The 18,872-nt window shown below is 69.5% G+C and carries 23 protein-coding genes, 1 other RNA gene and 1 riboswitch; of the genes, 11 read left to right on the top strand and 13 right to left on the bottom strand.

Annotated features, from left to right (window positions below):
- Nucleotides 1-16: 16 nt before the first annotated feature.
- On the top strand, nt 17-931 hold the full coding sequence (locus CUJ89_RS13780) for a LysR substrate-binding domain-containing protein (protein ID WP_114177799.1): 915 nt from the start codon (nt 17-19) through the stop codon (nt 929-931).
- 89 nt (nt 932-1,020) lie between these two features.
- Entirely contained in the window at nt 1,021-1,917 is an 897-nt protein-coding gene (gene lgt / locus CUJ89_RS13775) for a prolipoprotein diacylglyceryl transferase (RefSeq protein ID WP_114177798.1), read from the top strand.
- A gap of 110 nt (nt 1,918-2,027) precedes the next feature.
- Here the strand turns inward: lgt and CUJ89_RS13770 are convergent, their stop codons facing one another.
- From CUJ89_RS13770 to CUJ89_RS13750, 5 genes are all read right to left on the bottom strand, one after another.
- The gene (locus tag CUJ89_RS13770) at nt 2,028-2,768 is read right to left on the bottom strand and encodes an SIMPL domain-containing protein (RefSeq protein WP_114177797.1); all 741 of its coding nucleotides are present in this window, start codon (nt 2,766-2,768) and stop codon (nt 2,028-2,030) included.
- 181 nt (nt 2,769-2,949) lie between these two features.
- Nucleotides 2,950-3,411, bottom strand: a complete 462-nt coding sequence (locus tag CUJ89_RS13765) for an EVE domain-containing protein (RefSeq protein ID WP_034178770.1) — start codon at nt 3,409-3,411, stop codon at nt 2,950-2,952.
- Between the two features lie 71 nt (nt 3,412-3,482).
- Nucleotides 3,483-3,664, bottom strand: a non-coding RNA gene (gene ssrS / locus CUJ89_RS13760) — 6S RNA.
- Between the two features lie 81 nt (nt 3,665-3,745).
- The gene (locus CUJ89_RS13755) at nt 3,746-4,060 is read right to left on the bottom strand and encodes a cell division protein ZapA (RefSeq protein WP_006478091.1); all 315 of its coding nucleotides are present in this window, start codon (nt 4,058-4,060) and stop codon (nt 3,746-3,748) included.
- A complete protein-coding gene (locus CUJ89_RS13750; RefSeq protein WP_114177796.1) occupies nt 4,057-4,407 on the bottom strand; it encodes an ATPase in 351 nt (116 codons plus the stop codon). The genes CUJ89_RS13755 and CUJ89_RS13750 overlap by 4 nt, the downstream gene beginning before the upstream one ends.
- A gap of 154 nt (nt 4,408-4,561) precedes the next feature.
- A riboswitch (cobalamin riboswitch) is annotated at nt 4,562-4,813 on the top strand.
- A gap of 137 nt (nt 4,814-4,950) precedes the next feature.
- On the opposite strand from CUJ89_RS13750, the gene CUJ89_RS13745 reads away from it, so the two are divergent.
- The 5 genes from CUJ89_RS13745 to cobC are packed head-to-tail and all read left to right on the top strand — an operon-like array spanning nt 4,951 to nt 9,225.
- Nucleotides 4,951-5,970 carry an iron ABC transporter permease gene (locus CUJ89_RS13745; RefSeq protein WP_321970376.1) on the top strand — a complete coding sequence of 340 codons (1,020 nt, stop codon included), beginning with the start codon at nt 4,951-4,953 and terminating at the stop codon, nt 5,968-5,970.
- Nucleotides 5,967-6,782, top strand: coding sequence for an ABC transporter ATP-binding protein (locus tag CUJ89_RS13740; protein ID WP_114177795.1), 816 nt, complete (start codon nt 5,967-5,969; stop codon nt 6,780-6,782). Before CUJ89_RS13745 ends, CUJ89_RS13740 begins: the two co-directional genes overlap by 4 nt.
- 52 nt (nt 6,783-6,834) lie before the next feature.
- Nucleotides 6,835-7,890: a nicotinate-nucleotide--dimethylbenzimidazole phosphoribosyltransferase gene (cobT, locus tag CUJ89_RS13735; protein ID WP_114178612.1), complete on the top strand. Its 1,056-nt coding sequence runs from the start codon at nt 6,835-6,837 to the stop codon at nt 7,888-7,890.
- Entirely contained in the window at nt 7,880-8,656 is a 777-nt protein-coding gene (locus CUJ89_RS13730; protein ID WP_114177794.1) for an adenosylcobinamide-GDP ribazoletransferase, read from the top strand. Before cobT ends, CUJ89_RS13730 begins: the two co-directional genes overlap by 11 nt.
- Nucleotides 8,641-9,225 carry an alpha-ribazole phosphatase gene (gene cobC / locus CUJ89_RS13725; RefSeq protein ID WP_114177793.1) on the top strand — a complete coding sequence of 195 codons (585 nt, stop codon included), beginning with the start codon at nt 8,641-8,643 and terminating at the stop codon, nt 9,223-9,225. Before CUJ89_RS13730 ends, cobC begins: the two co-directional genes overlap by 16 nt.
- Before the next feature lie 83 nt (nt 9,226-9,308).
- Here cobC and CUJ89_RS13720 read toward each other — a convergent pair whose 3' ends face one another.
- From CUJ89_RS13720 to cobU, 4 genes are read right to left on the bottom strand one after another with little or no spacing between them, the layout of a single operon-like run.
- A complete protein-coding gene (locus tag CUJ89_RS13720) occupies nt 9,309-10,226 on the bottom strand; it encodes a cobalamin-binding protein (protein ID WP_114177792.1) in 918 nt (305 codons plus the stop codon).
- Nucleotides 10,223-11,242, bottom strand: a complete 1,020-nt coding sequence (gene cobD, locus CUJ89_RS13715; protein ID WP_114177791.1) for a threonine-phosphate decarboxylase CobD — start codon at nt 11,240-11,242, stop codon at nt 10,223-10,225. Before cobD ends, CUJ89_RS13720 begins: the two co-directional genes overlap by 4 nt.
- Nucleotides 11,235-12,179 carry an adenosylcobinamide-phosphate synthase CbiB gene (gene cbiB / locus CUJ89_RS13710; RefSeq protein ID WP_114177790.1) on the bottom strand — a complete coding sequence of 315 codons (945 nt, stop codon included), beginning with the start codon at nt 12,177-12,179 and terminating at the stop codon, nt 11,235-11,237. Before cbiB ends, cobD begins: the two co-directional genes overlap by 8 nt.
- Nucleotides 12,173-12,727 (bottom strand): bifunctional adenosylcobinamide kinase/adenosylcobinamide-phosphate guanylyltransferase, encoded by a 555-nt coding sequence (gene cobU / locus CUJ89_RS13705; protein WP_114177789.1) that lies wholly within the window; start codon nt 12,725-12,727, stop codon nt 12,173-12,175. The genes cbiB and cobU overlap by 7 nt, the downstream gene beginning before the upstream one ends.
- A 74-nt stretch (nt 12,728-12,801) precedes the next feature.
- On the opposite strand from cobU, the gene CUJ89_RS13700 reads away from it, so the two are divergent.
- The 4 genes from CUJ89_RS13700 (at nt 12,802) to CUJ89_RS13690 (ending at nt 15,887) form a co-directional block, all read left to right on the top strand.
- Nucleotides 12,802-14,304: a cobyric acid synthase gene (locus tag CUJ89_RS13700; protein WP_114178611.1), complete on the top strand. Its 1,503-nt coding sequence runs from the start codon at nt 12,802-12,804 to the stop codon at nt 14,302-14,304.
- A gap of 81 nt (nt 14,305-14,385) precedes the next feature.
- Nucleotides 14,386-14,526, top strand: a complete 141-nt coding sequence (locus CUJ89_RS38265) for a hypothetical protein (RefSeq protein ID WP_201752241.1) — start codon at nt 14,386-14,388, stop codon at nt 14,524-14,526.
- Between the two features lie 150 nt (nt 14,527-14,676).
- Complete coding sequence (locus tag CUJ89_RS13695) at nt 14,677-15,090, top strand: DoxX family protein (RefSeq protein WP_114177788.1); 414 nt, start codon at nt 14,677-14,679, stop codon at nt 15,088-15,090.
- A gap of 137 nt (nt 15,091-15,227) precedes the next feature.
- Nucleotides 15,228-15,887, top strand: a complete 660-nt coding sequence (locus CUJ89_RS13690; RefSeq protein WP_114177787.1) for a ParA family protein — start codon at nt 15,228-15,230, stop codon at nt 15,885-15,887.
- Nucleotides 15,888-16,016: 129 nt separating this feature from the next.
- Here CUJ89_RS13690 and panD read toward each other — a convergent pair whose 3' ends face one another.
- From panD to CUJ89_RS13670, 4 genes are all read right to left on the bottom strand, one after another.
- Nucleotides 16,017-16,403 carry an aspartate 1-decarboxylase gene (gene panD, locus CUJ89_RS13685; RefSeq protein ID WP_031398432.1) on the bottom strand — a complete coding sequence of 129 codons (387 nt, stop codon included), beginning with the start codon at nt 16,401-16,403 and terminating at the stop codon, nt 16,017-16,019.
- Nucleotides 16,404-16,447: 44 nt separating this feature from the next.
- A complete protein-coding gene (gene panC / locus CUJ89_RS13680) occupies nt 16,448-17,287 on the bottom strand; it encodes a pantoate--beta-alanine ligase (RefSeq protein ID WP_114177786.1) in 840 nt (279 codons plus the stop codon).
- A gap of 270 nt (nt 17,288-17,557) precedes the next feature.
- Nucleotides 17,558-18,430 (bottom strand): segregation and condensation protein A, encoded by an 873-nt coding sequence (locus CUJ89_RS13675; RefSeq protein ID WP_114177785.1) that lies wholly within the window; start codon nt 18,428-18,430, stop codon nt 17,558-17,560.
- Between the two features lie 4 nt (nt 18,431-18,434).
- Nucleotides 18,435-18,623, bottom strand: a complete 189-nt coding sequence (locus CUJ89_RS13670) for a DUF3460 family protein (protein ID WP_114177784.1) — start codon at nt 18,621-18,623, stop codon at nt 18,435-18,437.
- Nucleotides 18,624-18,872: the final 249 nt, after the last annotated feature.

Here is an 18,872-nt window from a genome sequence, read left to right as displayed (position 1 = left end):
CCCGAATGAGTGAAGCATGGCCGATCCGACGCCCGACCTGCGCCAGTGGCGCTATTTCGCGACCGTTGCCGACGAGCGTCATTTCGGCCGCGCGGCCGAGCGCCTGTCGATGACGCAGCCGCCGCTGTCGCAGGCGATCCGGGCGCTCGAGGATGCGCTCGGCGTCGCGCTGTTCGTCCGCACCAAGCGCTCGGTGGCCCTGACGGCGGTCGGTGCGGCGCTGTTGCCCGACGTGCGCCGGCTGCTTGCGTCGGCCGATGCGCTGCCGCCGCTCGCGCGGCGGCTCGCGCGCGGCGAGGCCGGGTCGCTGTCGCTCGCGTTCGTGTCGACCGCCGATTACGGGCTGCTGCCGTCGCTGCTGCGCGCGTTCGGCGCGCGCTATCCGCAGGTGCGCCTGCAACTCGCGGAGGCAACGAGCGACGTGCAGATCGACGAACTCGTCGCCGGCCGCATCGACGCGGGGCTCGTCATTCCGCCCGTGCCGCCGCGCCACGCGGCCGGGCTGTCGTACCTGCCGGTCGTGCGCGAGCCGCTGGTGGTCGCGATGCCGGCCGCTGCCTCCGACGCGCCTGAAGACGAGCCCGTGCATCTCGCCGATGTCGCCGCATTGCCGCTCGTGATCTTTCCGCGTCGTTTGGCGCCCGGCTTTTATGACATCATTACGGGCTGCTACGGCGCGGCGGGGGAAACTCCACGCATCGGCCAGGAGGCGATCCAGATGCAGACGATCGTCAGCCTCGTGTCGGCCGGCATGGGCGTCGCACTGGTGCCGCAATCGCTGCGTAACCTGCGGCGCACCGGCGTGGTCTACCGGCCGCTCGCCGGTCATGCGCCGGTCGTCGAGACGGGCCTTGTGTGGCGCACGGGCGACGTGAGCCCCGTGCTCGCCGGCTTCATCGACGTCGTGCGTGCGCAGGGCCTTGCCGCGTGACGTGAACGATGGCGCGCCGGTGCCGTCCAAAGCGCGGTGCTGCGCGTTCGCGACGGCCGCACCGCATTCGAAAACTTCTTCGCTAACTCATGATCATTCACCCGAATTTCGACCCCGTTGCGATCCATCTCGGGCCGCTGGCCGTGCGCTGGTATGGCCTCATGTATCTCGTCGGCTTCATCGCGGCGATCGTCGTCGGCCGGATCCGCCTGAAGCTGCCGCACGTCGCGGCGCAGGGCTGGACCGCGAAGGACATCGACGACATGATGTTCTACGGCGTGCTCGGCACCGTGCTCGGCGGCCGCCTCGGCTACGTGCTGTTCTACAAGGCCGACTTCTACTTCTCGCATCCGCTCGACGTGTTCAAGGTGTGGGAAGGCGGCATGTCGTTTCACGGCGGCTTCCTCGGCGTGACGCTCGCGATGATCCTGTTCGCATGGCAGCGCAAGCGCCACTGGCTGCAGGTCACCGATTTCGTCGCGCCGATGGTGCCGACGGGGCTCGCGGCCGGGCGGCTCGGCAACTTCATCAACGGCGAGCTGTGGGGCCGCGTGACCGATCCGAATGCGCCGTGGGCGATGCTGTTCCCGGGCGCGATGCGCGACGATGCGGCATGGCTGCCGAAGCATCCGGCGCTCGTCGAGAAGTGGCATCTCGCCGACGTGTTCATGCAGTACCAGATGCTGCCGCGCCATCCTTCGCAGCTCTATGAAATCGTGCTCGAAGGCATCGCGCTGTTCTTCGCGCTGTTCTTCTTCTCGCGCAAGTCGCGGCCGATGGGCGCCGTGTCCGCGCTGTTCCTGATCGGCTACGGCCTCGCGCGTTTCACGGTCGAATTCGCACGCGAACCCGACGATTTCCTCGGCCTGCTTGCGCTCGGCCTGTCGATGGGGCAATGGCTGTCGCTGCCGATGATCCTCGCGGGCATCGCGCTGATGGTGTGGGCGTATCGCCGCCGCGCGGCGAATGCGAATGCGGCTGCGTGATGCGATGTCGGTGCGCGCGCGATCGGCGCGTGCATCGGCTACACGCATGCAAACGAAAAACGCCGGCCCGAGGGCCGGCGTCTTCGTATCCGACTGCCGCGCGATGCGCGTTACTTCATCTGCACGGAGCCGTTGACGGTGACCGACACGGTGGCCTTGCCGCCTTCGACTGCGATCGGCGCGCTCATCTTCGCGCTGTCCATCGGCGCTGCGGCCATTGCCATCATGCGCGGATAGGGCTGCACGTTGCGGCCGCCGCTGACATTCACGTCGCGGATCGTGTAGTTGCTGTAGCCGAACGCCTTCGCGGCTTCGTCCGCGCGAGCGCGGAACGACTTGATCGCTTCGGTCGTGAGCTTCTGCTCGGCCGTGCGCTGCGCTTCGGGCGACAGCGAGAACTCGACGTTCGCGACCTGCATCAGGCTCGACAACTGGCCCGCAAGCTTCGACGCCGCGGCGAAATCGCGCGATTCGAGTGCGACCTCGGTGCGGCCGCGCCATGCGGAGATCTTCCCGTCGCGATCGGTGCTCGGATACACGGAGAACGCGCCCGTGTGCGCGGTGACGCCCGATACGCCCTTCGCTTGCGACAGTGCAGCGTCGGCGCGCTGGTTCAGCGCCGACGTCAGGCTGCCCGGATCCTTTGCCTGCTGCTCGTAGAACAGCGTGATGTGGATGATGTCCTGCGGCACGTCGGCGCTGGCCTGCGACGAAAGCGACAGCACGCCCGCCGGCTCCGGAAAGTGCGGATTCGCGGTCTGCGCGTGCGCGGCGGGCGACGCGAGCGTCAGCGCGACGGGAACGGCGGCGGCGAGGGCGAGCGACAGCGCGAGTGCGGATTTCTTGGTCATTGTTGGACTCCTTGTGCGAGGGCGCGCACGCGGATCGCGCGTGCGCGACGCGGGCGTACCGCGCGACGAAAAAAACGACAGCCGGCCCGATCGGCCGACAGCGGTTGCTTAGGCCGCGCGAACGTGCCGCGAGTTCCGTGGCGGGAGCGCGTACTGACCAGATTTGACCTTTGGCGCGCGCCTACTTCATCAGCTTTTCGGTGATGAACCGCCATTCGGCGCGCGTGACGGGTGTGATCGACAGCCGGTTGCCGCGGGCGAGCACGCGCATGTCGGCGAGTTCATCGTGTTCGCGCAGTGCGGCGAGCGGCACGAGCGGCGACTTTTTCACGTAGCGCACGTCGACGAGCAGCCAGCGCGGCGCTTCCTGAGTCGACTTCGGATCGTAATAGGGGCTTTTCGGATCGAACTGCGTGGGATCGGGGTAGGGCGTCGACGACACTTCGGCGAGGCCCGCAATGCCAGGCTCGGGGCAGCTCGAGTGATAGAACAGCACGCCGTCGCCGATTTTCATCGTGTCGCGCATGAAATTGCGCGCCTGATAGTTGCGTACGCCAGTCCATGGCAGCGAGCGCTGCGGTGCATTGGCGAGATCGTCGATGCTTGCTTCGTCCGGTTCGGACTTCATCAGCCAGTATTGCATGGATCGTGATCGACGCAGAAAGAGGCCGCTACAAAAGAAAACGGCACCGGGACGTGCCCGATGCCGTTGGATAGGTCCCCGCCTTGGCCGCTAGGCCGGCATCCTGAACCTGAGGTTCAGAGTTGGTCGCAGTTAGCAGCACTTCGGGTACATCAGACAGAGTGACGCGCGCGCCCGTGCTACAAATTTCCGCAACCGTGCACATGGCATTGGTTCAAGGAATATATGACCTTGGCGAACCAGGCAGGGAAGCTGACTGAACTGTGATTCGATGCGCCAATTTGAACACCGTTGATCGCCGAGATCAAGGGGAATCGACGCATCGACTGAAACGTTACTGCGTCTCGTGCTGTGCGAGCACCGCGCCGAGCTGTTCGTTCATCTGGTGCATTGTACGACGGATTTCCTCCGCCGGAAATGCTTCACCGTGCCGCACGCTCGTTTGCAGCCGCAGCAATTCCGATGCGAGCGACAGCGCCGCCATGACGGCGATGCGATCGGTGCCGCGGACCGAGCTGTTCGAGCGGATTTTCGACATTTCGGCGTCGACGCGCGCGACAGCCTCGAGCAGCGCCGCTTCCGTTTCGGCCGAACAGGCGAGCCGATAGGGCTGACCGAGAATCGAGACTTCGATCTGCTTGGTGCTCATGCATGTTCTCCGTGGCTGGCCGCGTCATCGCCATCCGTGCGGGCCTGCCCATCCAGCAGGTCGAGCTGGTTGTCGGCTTGCTCCGCGCTTTTCGAGCGCGGCAGCTTTTCGAGAATCGCGTTCAGCTTCACCTGGGCGTCGTCGATCTTTGCCGACAGCGTGTCGCGCTCGGCCGCGAGCGCATTGCGTTCGTCGCGCAGTTGCGCGAGTTCCGCGCGGACCGTGTCCGCTTCCGCGCGCAATTGCGCGACCTGCTCCTCGAGCGCGAGCCGTTCCGAGTGATAGCGCTTGTTCAGCGAAATCAGACGGCCAATATTTTGAGATAATGTTTCGAGTTCGTTGAGCATTTGCTGCGTCCTCTAAAGACCCAGCATTTTAGCGCGGAATAACGCGCAATCCGACATCTGTAACGTTTCCAGTCGTAACACCCCTGCTTCTTGCCGCGAATAGGTGCGTCCCGTGCGTGTCCGGACGCTTCCTTGACGCTCGCGCGACCCGCTCCTAAACTGGCGCCGCCTCGGTGCTCGCGCGTGGAACGCGCGGTTAAACGGGAAGCAGGGCGCGGGCTCCATGAGCTCGCCAACCTGCGCTGCCCCCGCAACGGTAAGCGGCCGCGTCCTGTGACGCAGGCCGGCTCGGGCGCGTTCCGCGTGCAGGTTATGCACACGGGCGCGGGCCACTGCGCGTCATTGCGCGGGAAGGCGAGCCGGTACGCCGCCAGCCCGGATACCGGCCGAGACGGGGAGCCCGCACGGGCTTCGTGACGCGCGGCCTGCGGGGAAGCGGGGCGCGCAATGCTTCACGGAACATTCTTCGATGCTGACCCCAATCGCCCGCGCGGCGCCCATGTCAAACCCGGCCGGCAGCAGTAAGCGGATGCGCCGCGCGTCATGCGCGGGGCCGTGCGCGGCATGAGCGCCGCACGCGCCACCGCGATCTGGGCTGCGCTGGCCGCTGTGGTCGCGCTGCTGTTCGTCGCGTCGCTGTCGATCGGCAGCGTGCCGATGTCGCCGTGGCAGGCGCTCGCGGCGCTCGTGCCGCATGGCGGCGACGCGCTGTTCGCCGACATCGTCCGGACGCTGCGCCTGCCGCGCGCGCTCGCGGGCTTCGCGTGCGGCGCGCTGCTCGCGCTTGCCGGTGCGCTGCTGCAGGTGCTGCTGCGCAACCCGCTCGCGGAGCCCTACGTGCTCGGCGTGTCCGGTGGCGCGGCCGGCTTCGCGCTCGTCGCGATGATCGCGGGCGGCGCATGGTGGCTCGTCGACGCATCGGCGTTCGCCGGCTCGCTCGTGTCGGTCGCGCTCGTGCTCGGTCTTGCGCGCCGCGAGCTGTGGCGCGGCGAGTCGCGCGACGCGTCGCCGCGGCTGCTGCTCACGGGCGTCGTGATCGCGGCGGGTTGGGGCGCGCTCGTCACGCTGCTGCTGTCGCTCGCGCCCGATGCGCGGCTGCGCGGCATCATCTTCTGGCTGACGGGCGACCTGAACGGCGTGACGGCGCCGTGGTTCGCGTGGGGTGCGCTGCTGCTGGCCGCATGCGTCGCGCTACCGGCCGCGCCGCAACTGAACGTGCTGCTGCGCGGCGACGCGACTGCGCTTGCGCTCGGTGTGCCTGTTGCGCGCCTGCGCGTGCGGATCTATCTCGTCGCGTCGCTGGCCGCCGCGGCCGCGGTGACGACGGCCGGCACGATCGGCTTCGTCGGCCTCGTCGTGCCGCACGCGCTGCGGCTCGCATTCGGCAACGACCAGCGGATGCTGCTGCCGGCCGCGATGCTCGCAGGCGGCGGCGGCGTGATGGCGGCCGACCTGCTCGCGCGCACCGCGATCGCGCCCGCGCAACTGCCGGTTGGCGTGATGACCGCGTTGATCGGCGTGCCGGTGTTCCTGTGGATGTTGCTGAGGAGGCCGATGCGATGACGGGTGCCTCATTGCACGCCGCCGCCGGCGACATGACCTGCGCGGCCGTCGACCTGACACTGAAGGCCGGCGCGCGCACGCTGCTCGACGGCTTCACTCACGCATTCCGCCCCGGCGAGATCTGGTGCGTCGCGGGGCCGAACGGCGCGGGCAAGACGACGCTGCTCGCGACGCTCGCGGGGCTGCAGCCGCCGGCCGGCGGACATGTCGAGATCGATGGCCGGCCGCTTGCCGCCTGGCCGTCCGGGCAACTCGCGCAGCGCCGCGCGCTGATGCCGCAGCAACTGCACGATGCCTTCAACGCGACCGTATTCGACACGGTGCTGCTCAACCGTTTTCCGTATCTCGGCGGCTGGGGGTGGGAGCGCGACGGCGACCGCGCGGCCGCGCGCGACGCGCTCGCGACGTTCGACCTGACCATGCTCGCGTCGCGCGACGTGCTGTCGCTGTCGGGCGGCGAGCGGCAGCGTGTCGCGCTGGCCGCGACGCTGTGCCAGGATGCGCCGCTGATGCTGCTCGACGAGCCGCTCGCGCATCTCGACCTGCATCACCAGATCGACTGCCTGACCGCGCTGGCCGCATGGCTCGACGCGGGCCCGCGCACGGTGCTGTTCTCGTGCCACGACCTGAATCTCGCGCGGCGTTTCGCGACGCATGCGCTGTTGCTCGACGGCCGCGGCCATGCGTGGGCCGGCCCCGTGCACGACGTGCTGACGCCCGAGCGCGCGAGCGACGCGTTCGGCTATCCGCTCGTGCTGATCCGCGAGCACGGCCGCGACGCGCTGCTGCCGGCGTGGCCCGAGCGACAATGACCTTTCCTTTTCCGATGCGCGGCGCATGCCGCGCCAACGACACGGCTCCTCGATGACGACTCCGACCCACTTCCCGCCCGCGATCGCGCCGCTCGACGACGCGCTGCGCAAGCGCCTGCAGCATGTGATCGACCACAAGACCAAGCCGCCCGGCAGCCTCGGCCAGCTCGAGGCGATCGCGCTGCAGATCGGCCTGATCCAGCGCACCGAGCGGCCGGTCGTGCAGCGTCCCGTAACGATCGTGTTCGCCGGCGATCACGGGATCGCGGCCGAGGGCGTGAGTCCTTATCCGCAAGCGGTGACCGCGCAGATGGTCGCGAACTTCCTGGCCGGCGGCGCGGCGATCAACGCGTTCTCGGGCGTCGCGCAGAGCACGCTCGAGATCGTCGATGCGGGCGTCGCGTCGCCGCTGCCGCTGTCCGACCGGCTGGTATCGCTGCCGGTCGCGCGCGGCACGCGCAACTTCGCGACGGAGCCGGCGATGACGCACGACGAAGCGATGACGGCGCTCGCGGCCGGCGCGGCACGCGTGCGCCTGCACGCATCGCTCGGCACGAACGTGATCGGCTTCGGCGAGATGGGGATCGCGAATACGTCGTCGGCCGCGTGCCTGATGAGCCGCCTGCTCGACGTGCCGATCGACGCATGCGTCGGGCGCGGCACGGGCCTCGACGACCAGGGTCTCGCGCACAAGCGCGCGGTGCTCGGCCGCGCGCTCGTCAGGCACTCGCACGCGATCGCGCCGCTCGACGTGCTCGCGACGTTCGGCGGCTTCGAGATCGCGATGATGACGGGCGCGTATCTCGCGGCCGCGAGCGAGCGGATGACGATCCTCGTCGACGGCTTCATCGCGACGGCCGCGCTGCTCGTCGCCGAGCGCATCGCACCCGGCGTGCGCGATTACTGCGTGTTCTCGCATACGTCGCACGAGGCCGGGCATCGCCGCATGCTCGAGCATTTTGGCGCCAGGCCGCTGCTCGCGCTCGACCTGCGGCTCGGCGAAGGCACGGGCGCGGCGCTCGCGTTGCCGCTCGTGCGCGCGGCGGCCGCGTTCCTCAGCGAGATGGCGAGCTTCGAGTCGGCCGGCGTCGACAATCGTGACGCCTGATCGCGCGCGCGGCGTGCGTGCCGAATTGCGCTACTTCTTCGTCGCGCTCGGCTATTTCACGCGCGTGCCCGTGCCGCGTGCGATCGGCTACGCGGCCGGCGATCTCGACCAGGCCGCGCGCTATTTCCCGCTGGTCGGCGCATGCGTCGGTGCGTGGGGCGCGCTCGTCTATCTCGCCGCGCTGCGCGTGCTGCCCGCGTCGATCGCGGTCGGGCTGTCGATGGCCGCCACGCTGCTCGCGACCGGCGCCTTCCACGAGGACGGCCTGGCCGACAGTTGCGATGCGTTCGGCGGCGGCTATATGCGCGACGACGTGCTGCGCATCATGCACGACTCGCGGATCGGCACGTTCGGCGCGGTTGCGCTCGTGATCGCGCTCGGCCTGAAATGGCAGGCGCTCGCAGCCATGCCGCCGCTGCGCGCCGCATGGACGATGATCGGCGCGCATGCGGCGAGCCGCGCGGCGGCCGTGAGCCTGCTGATGTCGCTCGACTATGTGCGGCCCGAAGGCAAGGCAAAGCCGGTCGCGCAACGGATGGGCGCACGCGCGGCGTGCGTCGCGGCGGTATTCGGGCTGCCGTGGCTTTTCTGGCCCGACTGGCGTGCGGGCGTCGCCGCATGCGTCGCGCTCGTGCTCGTGCGCGCGTGGGCGGCCCGCTATTTCGTGAAGCGGATCGGCGGCTATACGGGCGACTGTCTTGGTTTTGCGCAGCAACTGAGCGAACTGACGATCTATCTCGTGGTGCTTGGATGGACGTCGTCCTGATCCGTCACCCGGCCGTCAGCGTCGAGCCGGGCATCTGCTACGGACGCAGCGACGTGCCGCTCGCCGCGCCGGCCGACGCCGGCGCGCATGCCGTGCACGCGCATCTGTCGGCGCTCGGCGCGCCGCCGCCGGCACTGCTCTGGACGAGCCCGCTGACGCGCTGCGCGTCGGTCGCCGAACGGCTCGCGCAGCGATTCGATGTGCCGCTGCGACGCGACGCGGACTGGCAGGAAATGGATTTCGGCGCGTGGGAAATGCGGCGCTGGGACGATATCGACCGCGCGGCGCTCGATGCGTGGGCGGCCGACCTGATGCATGCGTGCGCCCATGGCGGCGAAAGCGTCGCGCGGTTCGCCGCGCGCGTCGCACGGCGGGCCGACGCGGTTGCGCAGCGCGATGGGCCGCAATGGGCGGTCACGCATGCGGGCGTGATCCGCGCGTTTGCCTCGCACGTGTTGCGTGTGCCGCTCGATACGCTGCTGTCGCGGCCGGTGCCGACGGGCGGTGTCGTCTGGCTGCGCGCGGACGACGCGGCGCGCGCATGGGAAGTCGTGCACTGGGATGAATAGGCGCGCGCGGGCCGGCAGGTGAACGGCATGCGACATGCTTCGCGCGTTCAGGGCACCGGAACACGACGCATGGTTGCCCGGAATCAGCGCGCCGGCCGCCGCGCACGGGCGGCATCGAGATCCTCGCACAGCGCGGCCGCGCCCTGCGCGATCCGCGGCGACGGCCGCGTCAGCAGATCGCCGTCGATCGCGAACAGGTTGTTGCGCGCCACGGCCGTCAGCGCGGGCCATGCTCGCCAGCGCGCAAGGCTCGGCAGCGGTTCGTCCGAGCGCGTCGCACCGGCGCTCGTCGTCACGATCGCTTCCGGATTCGCCGCGAGCACGGCCTCGTCGGTGACGGTCGGCGCGAGCGGCTTGAGCGACGCGAACACGTTGCGGCCGCCGCACAGCGCGATCACGTCGTTGATCAGGTGCGCGCCGTTGAGCGTCGTCAGCGGCCGGTCCCAGACCTGGAAGAACATCGTGACGGGCGCGCGCGAGGCGTAGCGTGCGCGCAGCGCGGCGATGTCGCGCGTAAAGGCGGCCGCGGCCGCGTCGGCTGCCGGCTGCGTGCCGAGCAGCGTGCCGAGCCGGCGCAGCGACGACGGCACGTCGTCGAGATGCTTCGGTTCACTGAAGAACAACGGGATGTGCAGCGCGCGCAGTGCGTCGGTCTGCCGCTCGGCGTTGCCGTGCCGCCAGACGACGATCAGGTCGGGCTTCAGCGCGGCGATCCGCTCGAGGTCGAGCGCCTTGTTGTCGCCGACGCGCGGCACCGCTTGCGCGGCGGGCGGATAGTCGCTGTACGTGACGGTGCCGACGAGCTTTGCGCTGCCGCCGGCCGCGTAGACCAGCTCGGTCGCGTGCGGCGCGAGGCTGATCACGCGCTGTGCGGGCGCGGGCAGCGTGACGGTATTGCCGGCGTCGTCGCGCGTCGCGACATCGGCGTGGACGAGCGGCGCGTGAGCGAGCGCAGCCAGCGTCGCGGCCGGCGCCAGCCGGCGGAACATGCGCGGGTTCACGCGGATTCCGGTTGCAGCATCGGCACGCAGTGCGCGAGCGCGTCGCCCAGGCGCTGCCATTCGGCTTCGCTGCCCGGCAGGCCGACGCGTACGCTCGACGGTGTGGCGAAGTATCGCGTCCAGATCCCGCGTGTCGCGAGTGCCGCATGCAGCGCCGCGGCGCGCGGGTCGTCGGTCCAGCAGAAGAGCGGCGTCGCGCGAACCGCGAAGCCGTGCGCGCGCAGCAGCGCGGCCAGTCGCTCGCCGTCGGCCGCGAGCCGTTCGCGTGCGGCCGCCTGCCATGCGCGATCGGCGAACGCCGCGGCGACCGCGTGGCGTGCAGGGCCGCCGACCGTCCATGCGCCGAGCACGTCGCGCAGCGCGACGATGCGGTCGGGGCACGCGAGCACGAAGCCCGCGCGGATGCCGGCGAGACCGAAGAACTTTCCGACCGAGCGCAGCACGACGAGCCCCGGGCGATCGACCTGCGGCGCGAGCGATTGCGTCGCGCCTGTATCGGCGAATGCCTCGTCGACGATCAGCGTGCCGCCGCGTGCCGCAAGCTGAGCATGCCAGCCGAGCAGACGCTCGGCCGGCACGCATTCGGCGGTCGGATTGTTCGGATTCCCGACGATGACGTGACGCAGCGTCGCAGGCAGCGCATCGGTGCCGATGTCGAGCAGGACGACGCGATGGCCGTGACGCGCGAAGGCGGGCGCGTATTCGCCGTAGGCGAGTGCCGCGACGCCGGCGTCGCCGGTCGGCAGCAGCGCGGGCAATGCACGGATCGCGGCCTGGCTGCCGGCGACCGGCAGCACGTGCGCGGGATCGGGCGCGTGGTAGTGCCGCGCGGCGCAGGCCGCGAGGCCGTCGCCGTCGTCGGGCAGCCGGCGCCACGCGTCGGCCGGGACGGGCGGCACCGGATAGCCGACCGGATTGATACCGGTCGACAGGTCGAGCCACGCGTCGTACGGAATGCCGTGGCGGCGTGCGGCTTCATGCAGGTTGCCGCCGTGCGCAATGTGTAGGTCAGACATGATGGGTGGCCATGACGAGTGCGCCGCTCGCGACCAGCAGCGCGAGCCACAGGGCAAGCGTGCGCGTGACGAGCGACAGCGCGGCGACGATGTGGAAGGCGGTCGCCGTTGCGCCGGTGCCGAGCGCCGGGCGATCCTCGATCTCGCCGTGATAGACGGCCGGGCCGCCGAGCTGCACGTTCAGGCTGCCGGCCCCCGCGGCCATCACGGGGCCCGCGTTCGGGCTGTCCCAATGGCGCGCCTGCGTGCGCCAGCAGCGCCATGCGGCGGCCGTGTCGCCGAGCAGCGCATAACTCGCGGCAGTGAGGCGCGCGGGTATCCAGTTCAGCGCGTCGTCGAGGCGCGCGGCGGCCCAGCCGAAGGTCAGGAAGCGCGGCGTGCGGTAGCCCCACATCGCGTCGAGCGTGTTCGCGAGCCGGAACAGCAGCGCGCCGAGGCCGCCCGCGACGACGAACCAGAAGAGTGCGCCGAAGATCGCGTCATTGCCGTTCTCGAGCGCCGATTCGACGGCCGCGCGCGACAGCGCCCCTTCGTCCGCGTTGCTCGTGTCGCGCGACACGATGCGCGCGGTCAGCGTGCGGGCCGCATCGAGATCGCGTTGCAGGAGCGCCGCGGCGATCGGCGCGACATGGTCGGCGAGGCTCTTCGCGCCGAGCGCGAACCACAGCAGCGCGACGTGCAGCGCGGCCGCGAGCGGCCACGGCAGCACGGCCGCGAGCCATGCCGCGACGGCCACCGGCGGCACGACCGCCGCGGCCCACGCGGCGACCCCGACCACGCGGCCGCGCCGGCCCGTGTTCAGTGCGCCTTCGATGCGCGCGGCGAGCCGGCCGAACGCGACGAGCGGATGCCAGCCGGCGGGCTCGCCGATCGTGCGGTCGACGAGCACGGCCGCGACCGCGAGCATCGCGACGACGGGCAGCGACAGCATCAGCATGACGGCGCTCCCGTCTTGAGGTCGAGCGGCAGCCCGGCGACGAGCAGCGTCACGCGCGTCGCGAGCGCGGCGACGCGCTGGTTCAGGCGCCCGAGTTCGTCGACGTAGCGGCGCGTGACCGACCCGAGCGGCACGACGCCGAGCCCGATCTCGTTGCTGACGACGATCACCTTCGCACGTGCGCCGCGCAATGCGTGCTCGAGCCGGTCGACCTGCGCCGCGTACTGCGCATCGTCGAGCGGTTCGCCGTCGGCCGGGCACAGCAGGTTCGTGAGCCACAGCGTCAGGCAGTCGACGAGCAGGCACGCGCGCGGATCGTCGAGCCGCGCGAGCGTGCCGGCGAGGTCGACGGGCGCGTCGGCGAAACCCCAGTCGGCCGGCCGGCGCGCGCGATGATGCGCGATGCGCTGCGCGAATTCGGCGTCGGCGGCGATCGCGGTCGCGATGTAGGTGACGGGGCGGCCACTGTCGGCCGCGAGCCGCTCGGCATGCGCGCTCTTGCCCGAGCGTGCGCCGCCGAGGACGAAGGTGAGGTCGTGCGGAATCATCGCGTGATTGTAACGGCGCGGGCATCCCGGCGCGGGCGATAATGCGGCCTTTGCTTCGCGACGACCTTTACACGATGAATGCACCCGAGCCGCATCCGCGCGGCACGCTGATGATCCAGGGCACGACGTCCGACGCGGGCAAGAGCACGCTCGTCGCGGGCCTGTGCCGCCTGGCGCGCCGTGCCGGCGCGCGCGTTGCGCCGTTCAAGCCGCAGAACATGGCGCTCAACAGCGCGGTGACGGCCGACGGCGGCGAGATCGGCCGCGCGCAGGCGCTGCAGGCACTGGCCGCCGGCGTCGCGCCGCATACGGATTTCAACCCAGTGCTGCTGAAGCCGACGAGCGACCGCGGCGCGCAGGTGATCATTCATGGCAAGGCGCGCATGAACCTCAACGCGCGGGCGTATCACGACTACAAGCCGGTCGCGTTCGACGCGGTGCTCGAGTCGTACGCGCGCCTGCGCGCCGCTTACGACACAGTGATCGTCGAGGGCGCCGGCAGCCCGGCCGAGATCAACCTGCGCGACGGCGACATCGCGAACATGGGTTTTGCCGAACACGTCGACTGCCCGGTCGTGCTGGTCGCCGACATCGACCGCGGCGGCGTGTTCGCGCACCTGGTCGGCACGCTCGCGTGCCTGTCGGACAGCGAGCGCGCACGCGTGCGCGGCTTCGTGATCAACCGCTTTCGCGGCGACTTCAAGCTGCTCGAACCGGGGCTCGACTGGCTGCGCGCGCAGACGGGCAAGCCCGTGTTCGGCGTGCTGCCCTACCTGCACGGTCTGCTGCTCGATGCCGAGGACATGCTGCCCGCGCAGGCGCGCAGCGCGGCGGCACGCGGCGACGCCGGCGTGCTGCGCGTCGTCGTGCCGGCGCTGCCGCGCATCAGCAACCACACCGATTTCGATCCGCTGCGCGCGCATCCGCAGGTCGAATTCACCTACTGGAAGAGCGGCCCCGTGCCGGACGCCGACCTGCTGATCCTGCCCGGTTCGAAGAGCGTGCAGCGCGATCTCGCCTGGCTGCGCGACGCGGGCTGGGACGAGGTGATCCGTCGCCACTTGCGCTATGGCGGCAAAGTGATCGGCATCTGCGGCGGGATGCAGATGCTCGGCCGCACGCTGGACGATCCGCTCGGCCTCGAAGGCGCGCCCGGCAGCGTGCCGGGGCTCGCGCTGCTCGATTTCGACACGACGCTGCAGCCCGACAAGACACTGAAGAACGTGACGGGGCATCTCGCGCTGCCGGGCGACGCCGCTGTACGCGGCTACGAGATCCACATGGGCGACACGCGCGGGCCCGCGCTCGCGGCGCCCGCGCTGGCGCTGGCAGCCGACGCTGAGCAAGACGGCGCGCACCCGGACGGCGCGGTGTCCGCCGACGGCCAGATCCTCGCGACCTACGTGCACGGGCTGTTCGACTCGCCCGACGCGTGCGCGGCGCTGCTCGCATGGGCCGGACTCGATGGCGCGGAACGCATCGACTATCCGGCGCTGCGCGAGGCATCGCTCGAGCGGCTTGCCGACACGTTCGCCGAACATCTCGACCTCGGCGCGCTGTACGCCGAGTTTCGTTGACGCGACGCCGGGCGCCCTCGCTTTTTCCGCCGGATCGCGTACAACACAGGAGGGCGGATGTCCGCCTGGAGGAGTGCGACGATGAAGGCTCGATGGTGGTGGAGCGTGCTGCTCGCGGCGCTGCTGGGCGCGTCGGCGGTTGCGCACGCCTGCGATTCGTACGGACCAAGCGGCAGTCAGCCCGGTTCCGGCGACGCCACACAAGGCAAAAGCGGTTACTGACGTAAGGTGCGGGGCATGATCGGTCGTGCCCCTTTTTTCGATCCAATTCGTTCCTATTGGGAATCAGTTAAAGCGGATTGACGTGTTTATCGGTCGAATCGATTCGAATAGAGTGCGATCCATTCTCATCCACTCACGAAGGAATCCGCCATGAACCCCAATCGCCTGAACGATTTCGCCGCGACGCTGCTGCGCGTCGCGCTCGGCGTGCTGTACCTCGCGCACGTCGCGCAGAAGGTCTTCGTCTTCACGCTGCCCGGCACCGCGCAGTTCTTTGCGTCGATCGGCCTGCCGGGCTGGCTCGCGTACCTGACGACGTTCGTCGAACTGGCGGGCGGCCTTGCGCTGCTCGCGGGTTTCCGCGTGCGTGTCGCCGCGCTCGTGCTGCTGCCGTTCATGCTCGGCGCGACTGCCGCGCATCTGCCGAACGGCTGGAGCTTCTCGTCGCCGAACGGCGGCTGGGAATATCCGGCGTTCTGGGCCGTCACGCTGGCCGTGCAGGCGCTGCTGGGCGGTGGCGCGTTCGCGATCGGCGCACGGGAGGCCGCGGTTCAGCATGCGTGACGGGTGCGTAAGCGGCGCGCGGTTCGGCGCAACCCGTTCCGGTGATACCCCGTTTGCCGATATCATCGCTCCCTGTATCCGCAATCGAGCGGCGCCAGCCATGCGGCGGGCGCCGCGTGGCTTTTTCGGGGGAATTCATGACGGTGATCGTGGTGGCGAATCCGAAGGGCGGCGTGGGGAAGAGCACGCTGTCCACCAATCTTGCCGGCTATTTCGCGGCGCAGGGCGCGTGGGTCGCGCTCGCCGACCTGGACCGGCAGCAGTCCGCGCATGCGTGGCTCGACCTGCGGCCGGCCGGCTTGCCGGCGATCGAGGCATGGGATCTCGATCCGGACGCGCCGACGAAGCCGCCGCGCGGCCTCGAATATGCGGTGATCGATACGCCGGCCGGCCTGCACGGCAACCGGCTCAACGTCGCGCTGCAACTGGCCGACAAGGTGATCGTGCCGCTGCAGCCGTCGATGTTCGATATTCTCGCGACCCAGCAGTTTCTGGAGCGCCTCGCCGGCGAGAAGGCCGTGCGCAAGGGCAGCGTCGAGGTCGGGATCGTCGGGATGCGGGTCGACGCGCGCACGCGCTCGTCCGACCAGTTGCACCGGTTCGTCGAAGGGCTTGGCCTGCCGGTGCTCGGCTACGTGCGCGACACGCAGAACTACGTGCAGATCGCCGCGCACGGCCTCACGCTGTGGGACGTCGCGAAGAGCCGCGTCGACAAGGATCTCGAACAGTGGCGGCCGATCGTCGAATGGGCCGAGCACCGCGCGCCGAAGGCGGAGAAGGCCGCCAAGGCGTCCTGATCGCGCGGCCATCGGGCCGGCGCGCGACGAAATGAGAAAGGGCCGGGCCGTGCCTTACGAGATCCGGCCCTTCAACCGCAAGCGGCGCAGCCACGCCCGCGCGCCGCGGCACGCGGGTGGCCGGTCAAGTTACGTCCAGTTCTGCGTCGGCACGTGATCGCGGTGGCCCTTGATCTTGTTGCCGTCGTCGATGAACACGAGCTTCGGCTTCCAGCCGGCCTGCAGCTCGGCTTCGTCGACCATCGCGAACGCCGCGATGATCACGAGGTCGCCGAGCTGTGCGCGGCGCGCGGCCGAGCCGTTCAGCGAGATCATCCCGCTGCCGCGCTCGCCCTTGATCGCGTACGTCGAGAAGCGCTCGCCGTTGTTGATGTTCCAGATGTCGATCCGTTCGTTTTCGACGATGTTCGACGCTTCGAGCAGGTCTTCGTCGATCGCGCACGAGCCTTCGTAGTGCAGCTCGCAGTGCGTGACTGCCGCGCGGTGGATCTTCGATTTGAGCATGTGGCGCTGCATGGTGTCTCCGTGATGCGTCGTGAGAGGCGCGGGCGGGCGGCCCGTCAGATTTCCAGGTTGTCGATGAGGCGCGTCGCGCCCAGCTTCGCGGCCGCGAGCACGACGAGCGGCTCGCTGGCTTCGAGTTCGGCGGCGCTCGGCGCGATCAGGTTCGTGCGGCGGCGGATCGACAGATAGTCGGGCGCCCAGCCGCGATCGGCGAGGTGCGTACGTGCCTGTTGCTCGAGCTTGCCGAGGTCGCGCTCGCCGCCCAGCAAGCTTTCGCGCATGCGCTGCAGCGTCTTCGCGAGCTCGGGCGCCTCACGGCGCTCGTCGGCGGTCAGGTAGCGGTTGCGCGACGACAGCGCAAGGCCGTCCTCGTCGCGCACGGTTTCGGCCGCGATGATGTCGACCGGCAGCGCGAGCTGCTGGCACATGCGGCGCACGATCATCAGCTGCTGGTAGTCCTTCTTGCCGAACACGGCGACGCGCGGCTGCACGCAGGCCATCAGCTTCGACACGACCGTGCACACGCCGGTGAAGAAGCCGGGCCGGAATTCACCCTCGAGTATCCCGCCGAGATCGTCCGGCGGCAGCACGCGGTATTCCTGCGGTTCCGGGTACATGTCGCGCTCGGTCGGCGCGAACAGCACGTAGACGTTTTCCTTCTGCAGCTTCTCGATATCGTCCTGGAGCGTGCGCGGATACTTGTCGAAATCCTCGTTCGGGCCGAACTGCAGCCGGTTGACGAAGATGCTCGCCACCACCGGGTCGCCGTGCTGGCGCGCGAGGCGCATCAGCGACAGGTGCCCTTCGTGCAGGTTGCCCATCGTCGGCACGAAGGCCGTGCGGTTCTGTCCGCGCAACTGGTCGCGCAGTTCGTGGATCGAGCTGATGACTTTCATGATCGGGTAGCGGGTTCCTCGCGCATGCGCGCGTTGGCGCCGCGGCAGCGGCGTCGGGGTCGAAGCGGAGAACGCCGACGCGCGGGCGGCGCATCGGGCGTCGGCGGATTGTAGAGGATTTGGCCGCCAAACGCACCGAAAAAAGAACGATCGTTCACTTTTTATTGAGGCGTGCCGGAGCCGACGCGCATGGGTGTACCGGGGCGCGACCACCTGCCGCGGCGAAGCGGCGAGCGTCGGGATGAATCGGCCGAGCGGGAGGGGCGGGCCTTACGCGGGCAGGTACGCGAGGCGCACGTAGACCGGTGCGAACGGCTCGGCCTGCGTGATCTCGACGAGCGATTCGCGCGCGAGTTCGAGCATCGCGATGAAGTTCACGACGACGACCGGCACGCCGCGCGACGTGTCGAACAGGTCGGCGAACTCCATGAAGCGCGCGTTCTGCAGCCGGCGCAGGATCAGGCTCATGTGCTCGCGCACCGACAGCTCCTCGCGCGAGATCTTGTGGTGCTGGACGAGCTTCGCGCGCTTGAGCACATCGGCCCACGCGGCGCGCAGGTCGTCCGAGTTCACGTCGGGGAAGCGCGGCGTGATGCTTTGCTCGATGTAGACATCGGCGCGCAGGAAGTCGCGGCCGAGCTGCGGCAACCGGTCGATGCGCTGCGCGGCGAGCTTCATCTGCTCGTATTCGAGCAGGCGGCGCACGAGTTCGGCGCGCGGATCCTCGGCTTCATCGCCGGTGTCGGCCTTCTTGACCGGCAGCAGCATCCGCGACTTGATCTCGATCAGCATGGCGGCCATCAGCAGGTACTCGGCCGCCAGCTCGAGGTTCGACGTGCGGATCTGGTCGACGTAGCCCAGATATTGCGCAGTGACCTGCGCCATCGGGATGTCGAGCACGTTGAAGTTCTGCTTGCGGATCAGGTAGAGCAGCAGGTCGAGCGGGCCTTCGAACGTCTCGAGGAAGATTTCGAGCGCATCGGGCGGGATGTAGAGATCCTGCGGCAGCTTGAAGAGCGGCTCGCCATACAGGCGAGCAAACGCCGCGACACCGTCGACCGTGTCGGGCGTCGAATCGGCGCCCGCGGGCGCGGCGACTGCGTCGCCCTGCCGGGCGGCGCTGGCCTCGTCGGCGGCGCTCACGTCGTCAGAAGTTCTGGTAGTAGACGTACGACGTTTGCGTCACGCGCGATTCCTGCTGCTCGGTGCGCTCTTCGAGGTCGATCGGCTGCTTGTCCCACAGCAGCGAGCGGCCCTTGCGCTGCTCTTCCTCGAGCGTCGGCTTCTGCTGCTTGAGCTGGTTCAGGAACTGCGTGACGTCGGACTGGTACGGCATGGCTGGGTTTTCCGTTTCGGGCGGCGCACGATGCGCCGGATTCGCGATGGCGGGATTTTACCGCATCGCGGGGAACAGCCGGCGCCAATCGCGCGTCGAATCCGCGGGCCGGCGTTGCGCGTCGTGGCGCGCTGCCGTTTTGACCGTTCCGGCGGTGATCTGCTCGTCGCACGCGGGCGGGCGGGTTCGATCTTCCTGGTTGGGGCGACCGAGAACGAGAATCAGACGAGTCCTCTTCTTTTGAGGTGG

It is taken from the genome of Burkholderia pyrrocinia, from assembly GCF_003330765.1.
Classification (GTDB): Bacteria; Pseudomonadota; Gammaproteobacteria; order Burkholderiales; family Burkholderiaceae; genus Burkholderia; species Burkholderia pyrrocinia_B.
The sequence above is the reverse complement of the archived record's forward strand: the minus strand, read 5'-3'. Positions and strand labels throughout refer to the sequence as shown.

Excerpts from the sequence above, each read along its gene's own strand:
- CUJ89_RS13780 (WP_114177799.1), top strand. The coding sequence starts at position 17 with ATGGCCGATCCGACGCCCGACCTGCGCCAGTGGCGCTATTTCGCGACC.
- lgt (WP_114177798.1), top strand. The coding sequence starts at position 1,021 with ATGATCATTCACCCGAATTTCGACCCCGTTGCGATCCATCTCGGGCCG.
- CUJ89_RS13770 (WP_114177797.1), bottom strand. The coding sequence starts at position 2,768 with ATGACCAAGAAATCCGCACTCGCGCTGTCGCTCGCCCTCGCCGCCGCC.
- CUJ89_RS13765 (WP_034178770.1), bottom strand. The coding sequence starts at position 3,411 with ATGCAATACTGGCTGATGAAGTCCGAACCGGACGAAGCAAGCATCGAC.
- CUJ89_RS13755 (WP_006478091.1), bottom strand. The coding sequence starts at position 4,060 with ATGAGCACCAAGCAGATCGAAGTCTCGATTCTCGGTCAGCCCTATCGG.
- CUJ89_RS13750 (WP_114177796.1), bottom strand. The coding sequence starts at position 4,407 with ATGCTCAACGAACTCGAAACATTATCTCAAAATATTGGCCGTCTGATT.
- CUJ89_RS13745 (WP_321970376.1), top strand. The coding sequence starts at position 4,951 with ATGCGCGGGGCCGTGCGCGGCATGAGCGCCGCACGCGCCACCGCGATC.
- CUJ89_RS13740 (WP_114177795.1), top strand. The coding sequence starts at position 5,967 with ATGACGGGTGCCTCATTGCACGCCGCCGCCGGCGACATGACCTGCGCG.
- cobT (WP_114178612.1), top strand. The coding sequence starts at position 6,835 with ATGACGACTCCGACCCACTTCCCGCCCGCGATCGCGCCGCTCGACGAC.
- cobC (WP_114177793.1), top strand. The coding sequence starts at position 8,641 with ATGGACGTCGTCCTGATCCGTCACCCGGCCGTCAGCGTCGAGCCGGGC.
- cobD (WP_114177791.1), bottom strand. The coding sequence starts at position 11,242 with ATGTCTGACCTACACATTGCGCACGGCGGCAACCTGCATGAAGCCGCA.
- cbiB (WP_114177790.1), bottom strand. The coding sequence starts at position 12,179 with ATGCTGATGCTGTCGCTGCCCGTCGTCGCGATGCTCGCGGTCGCGGCC.
- cobU (WP_114177789.1), bottom strand. The coding sequence starts at position 12,727 with ATGATTCCGCACGACCTCACCTTCGTCCTCGGCGGCGCACGCTCGGGC.
- CUJ89_RS13700 (WP_114178611.1), top strand. The coding sequence starts at position 12,802 with ATGAATGCACCCGAGCCGCATCCGCGCGGCACGCTGATGATCCAGGGC.
- CUJ89_RS38265 (WP_201752241.1), top strand. The coding sequence starts at position 14,386 with ATGAAGGCTCGATGGTGGTGGAGCGTGCTGCTCGCGGCGCTGCTGGGC.
- CUJ89_RS13695 (WP_114177788.1), top strand. The coding sequence starts at position 14,677 with ATGAACCCCAATCGCCTGAACGATTTCGCCGCGACGCTGCTGCGCGTC.
- CUJ89_RS13690 (WP_114177787.1), top strand. The coding sequence starts at position 15,228 with ATGACGGTGATCGTGGTGGCGAATCCGAAGGGCGGCGTGGGGAAGAGC.
- panD (WP_031398432.1), bottom strand. The coding sequence starts at position 16,403 with ATGCAGCGCCACATGCTCAAATCGAAGATCCACCGCGCGGCAGTCACG.
- panC (WP_114177786.1), bottom strand. The coding sequence starts at position 17,287 with ATGAAAGTCATCAGCTCGATCCACGAACTGCGCGACCAGTTGCGCGGA.
- CUJ89_RS13670 (WP_114177784.1), bottom strand. The coding sequence starts at position 18,623 with ATGCCGTACCAGTCCGACGTCACGCAGTTCCTGAACCAGCTCAAGCAG.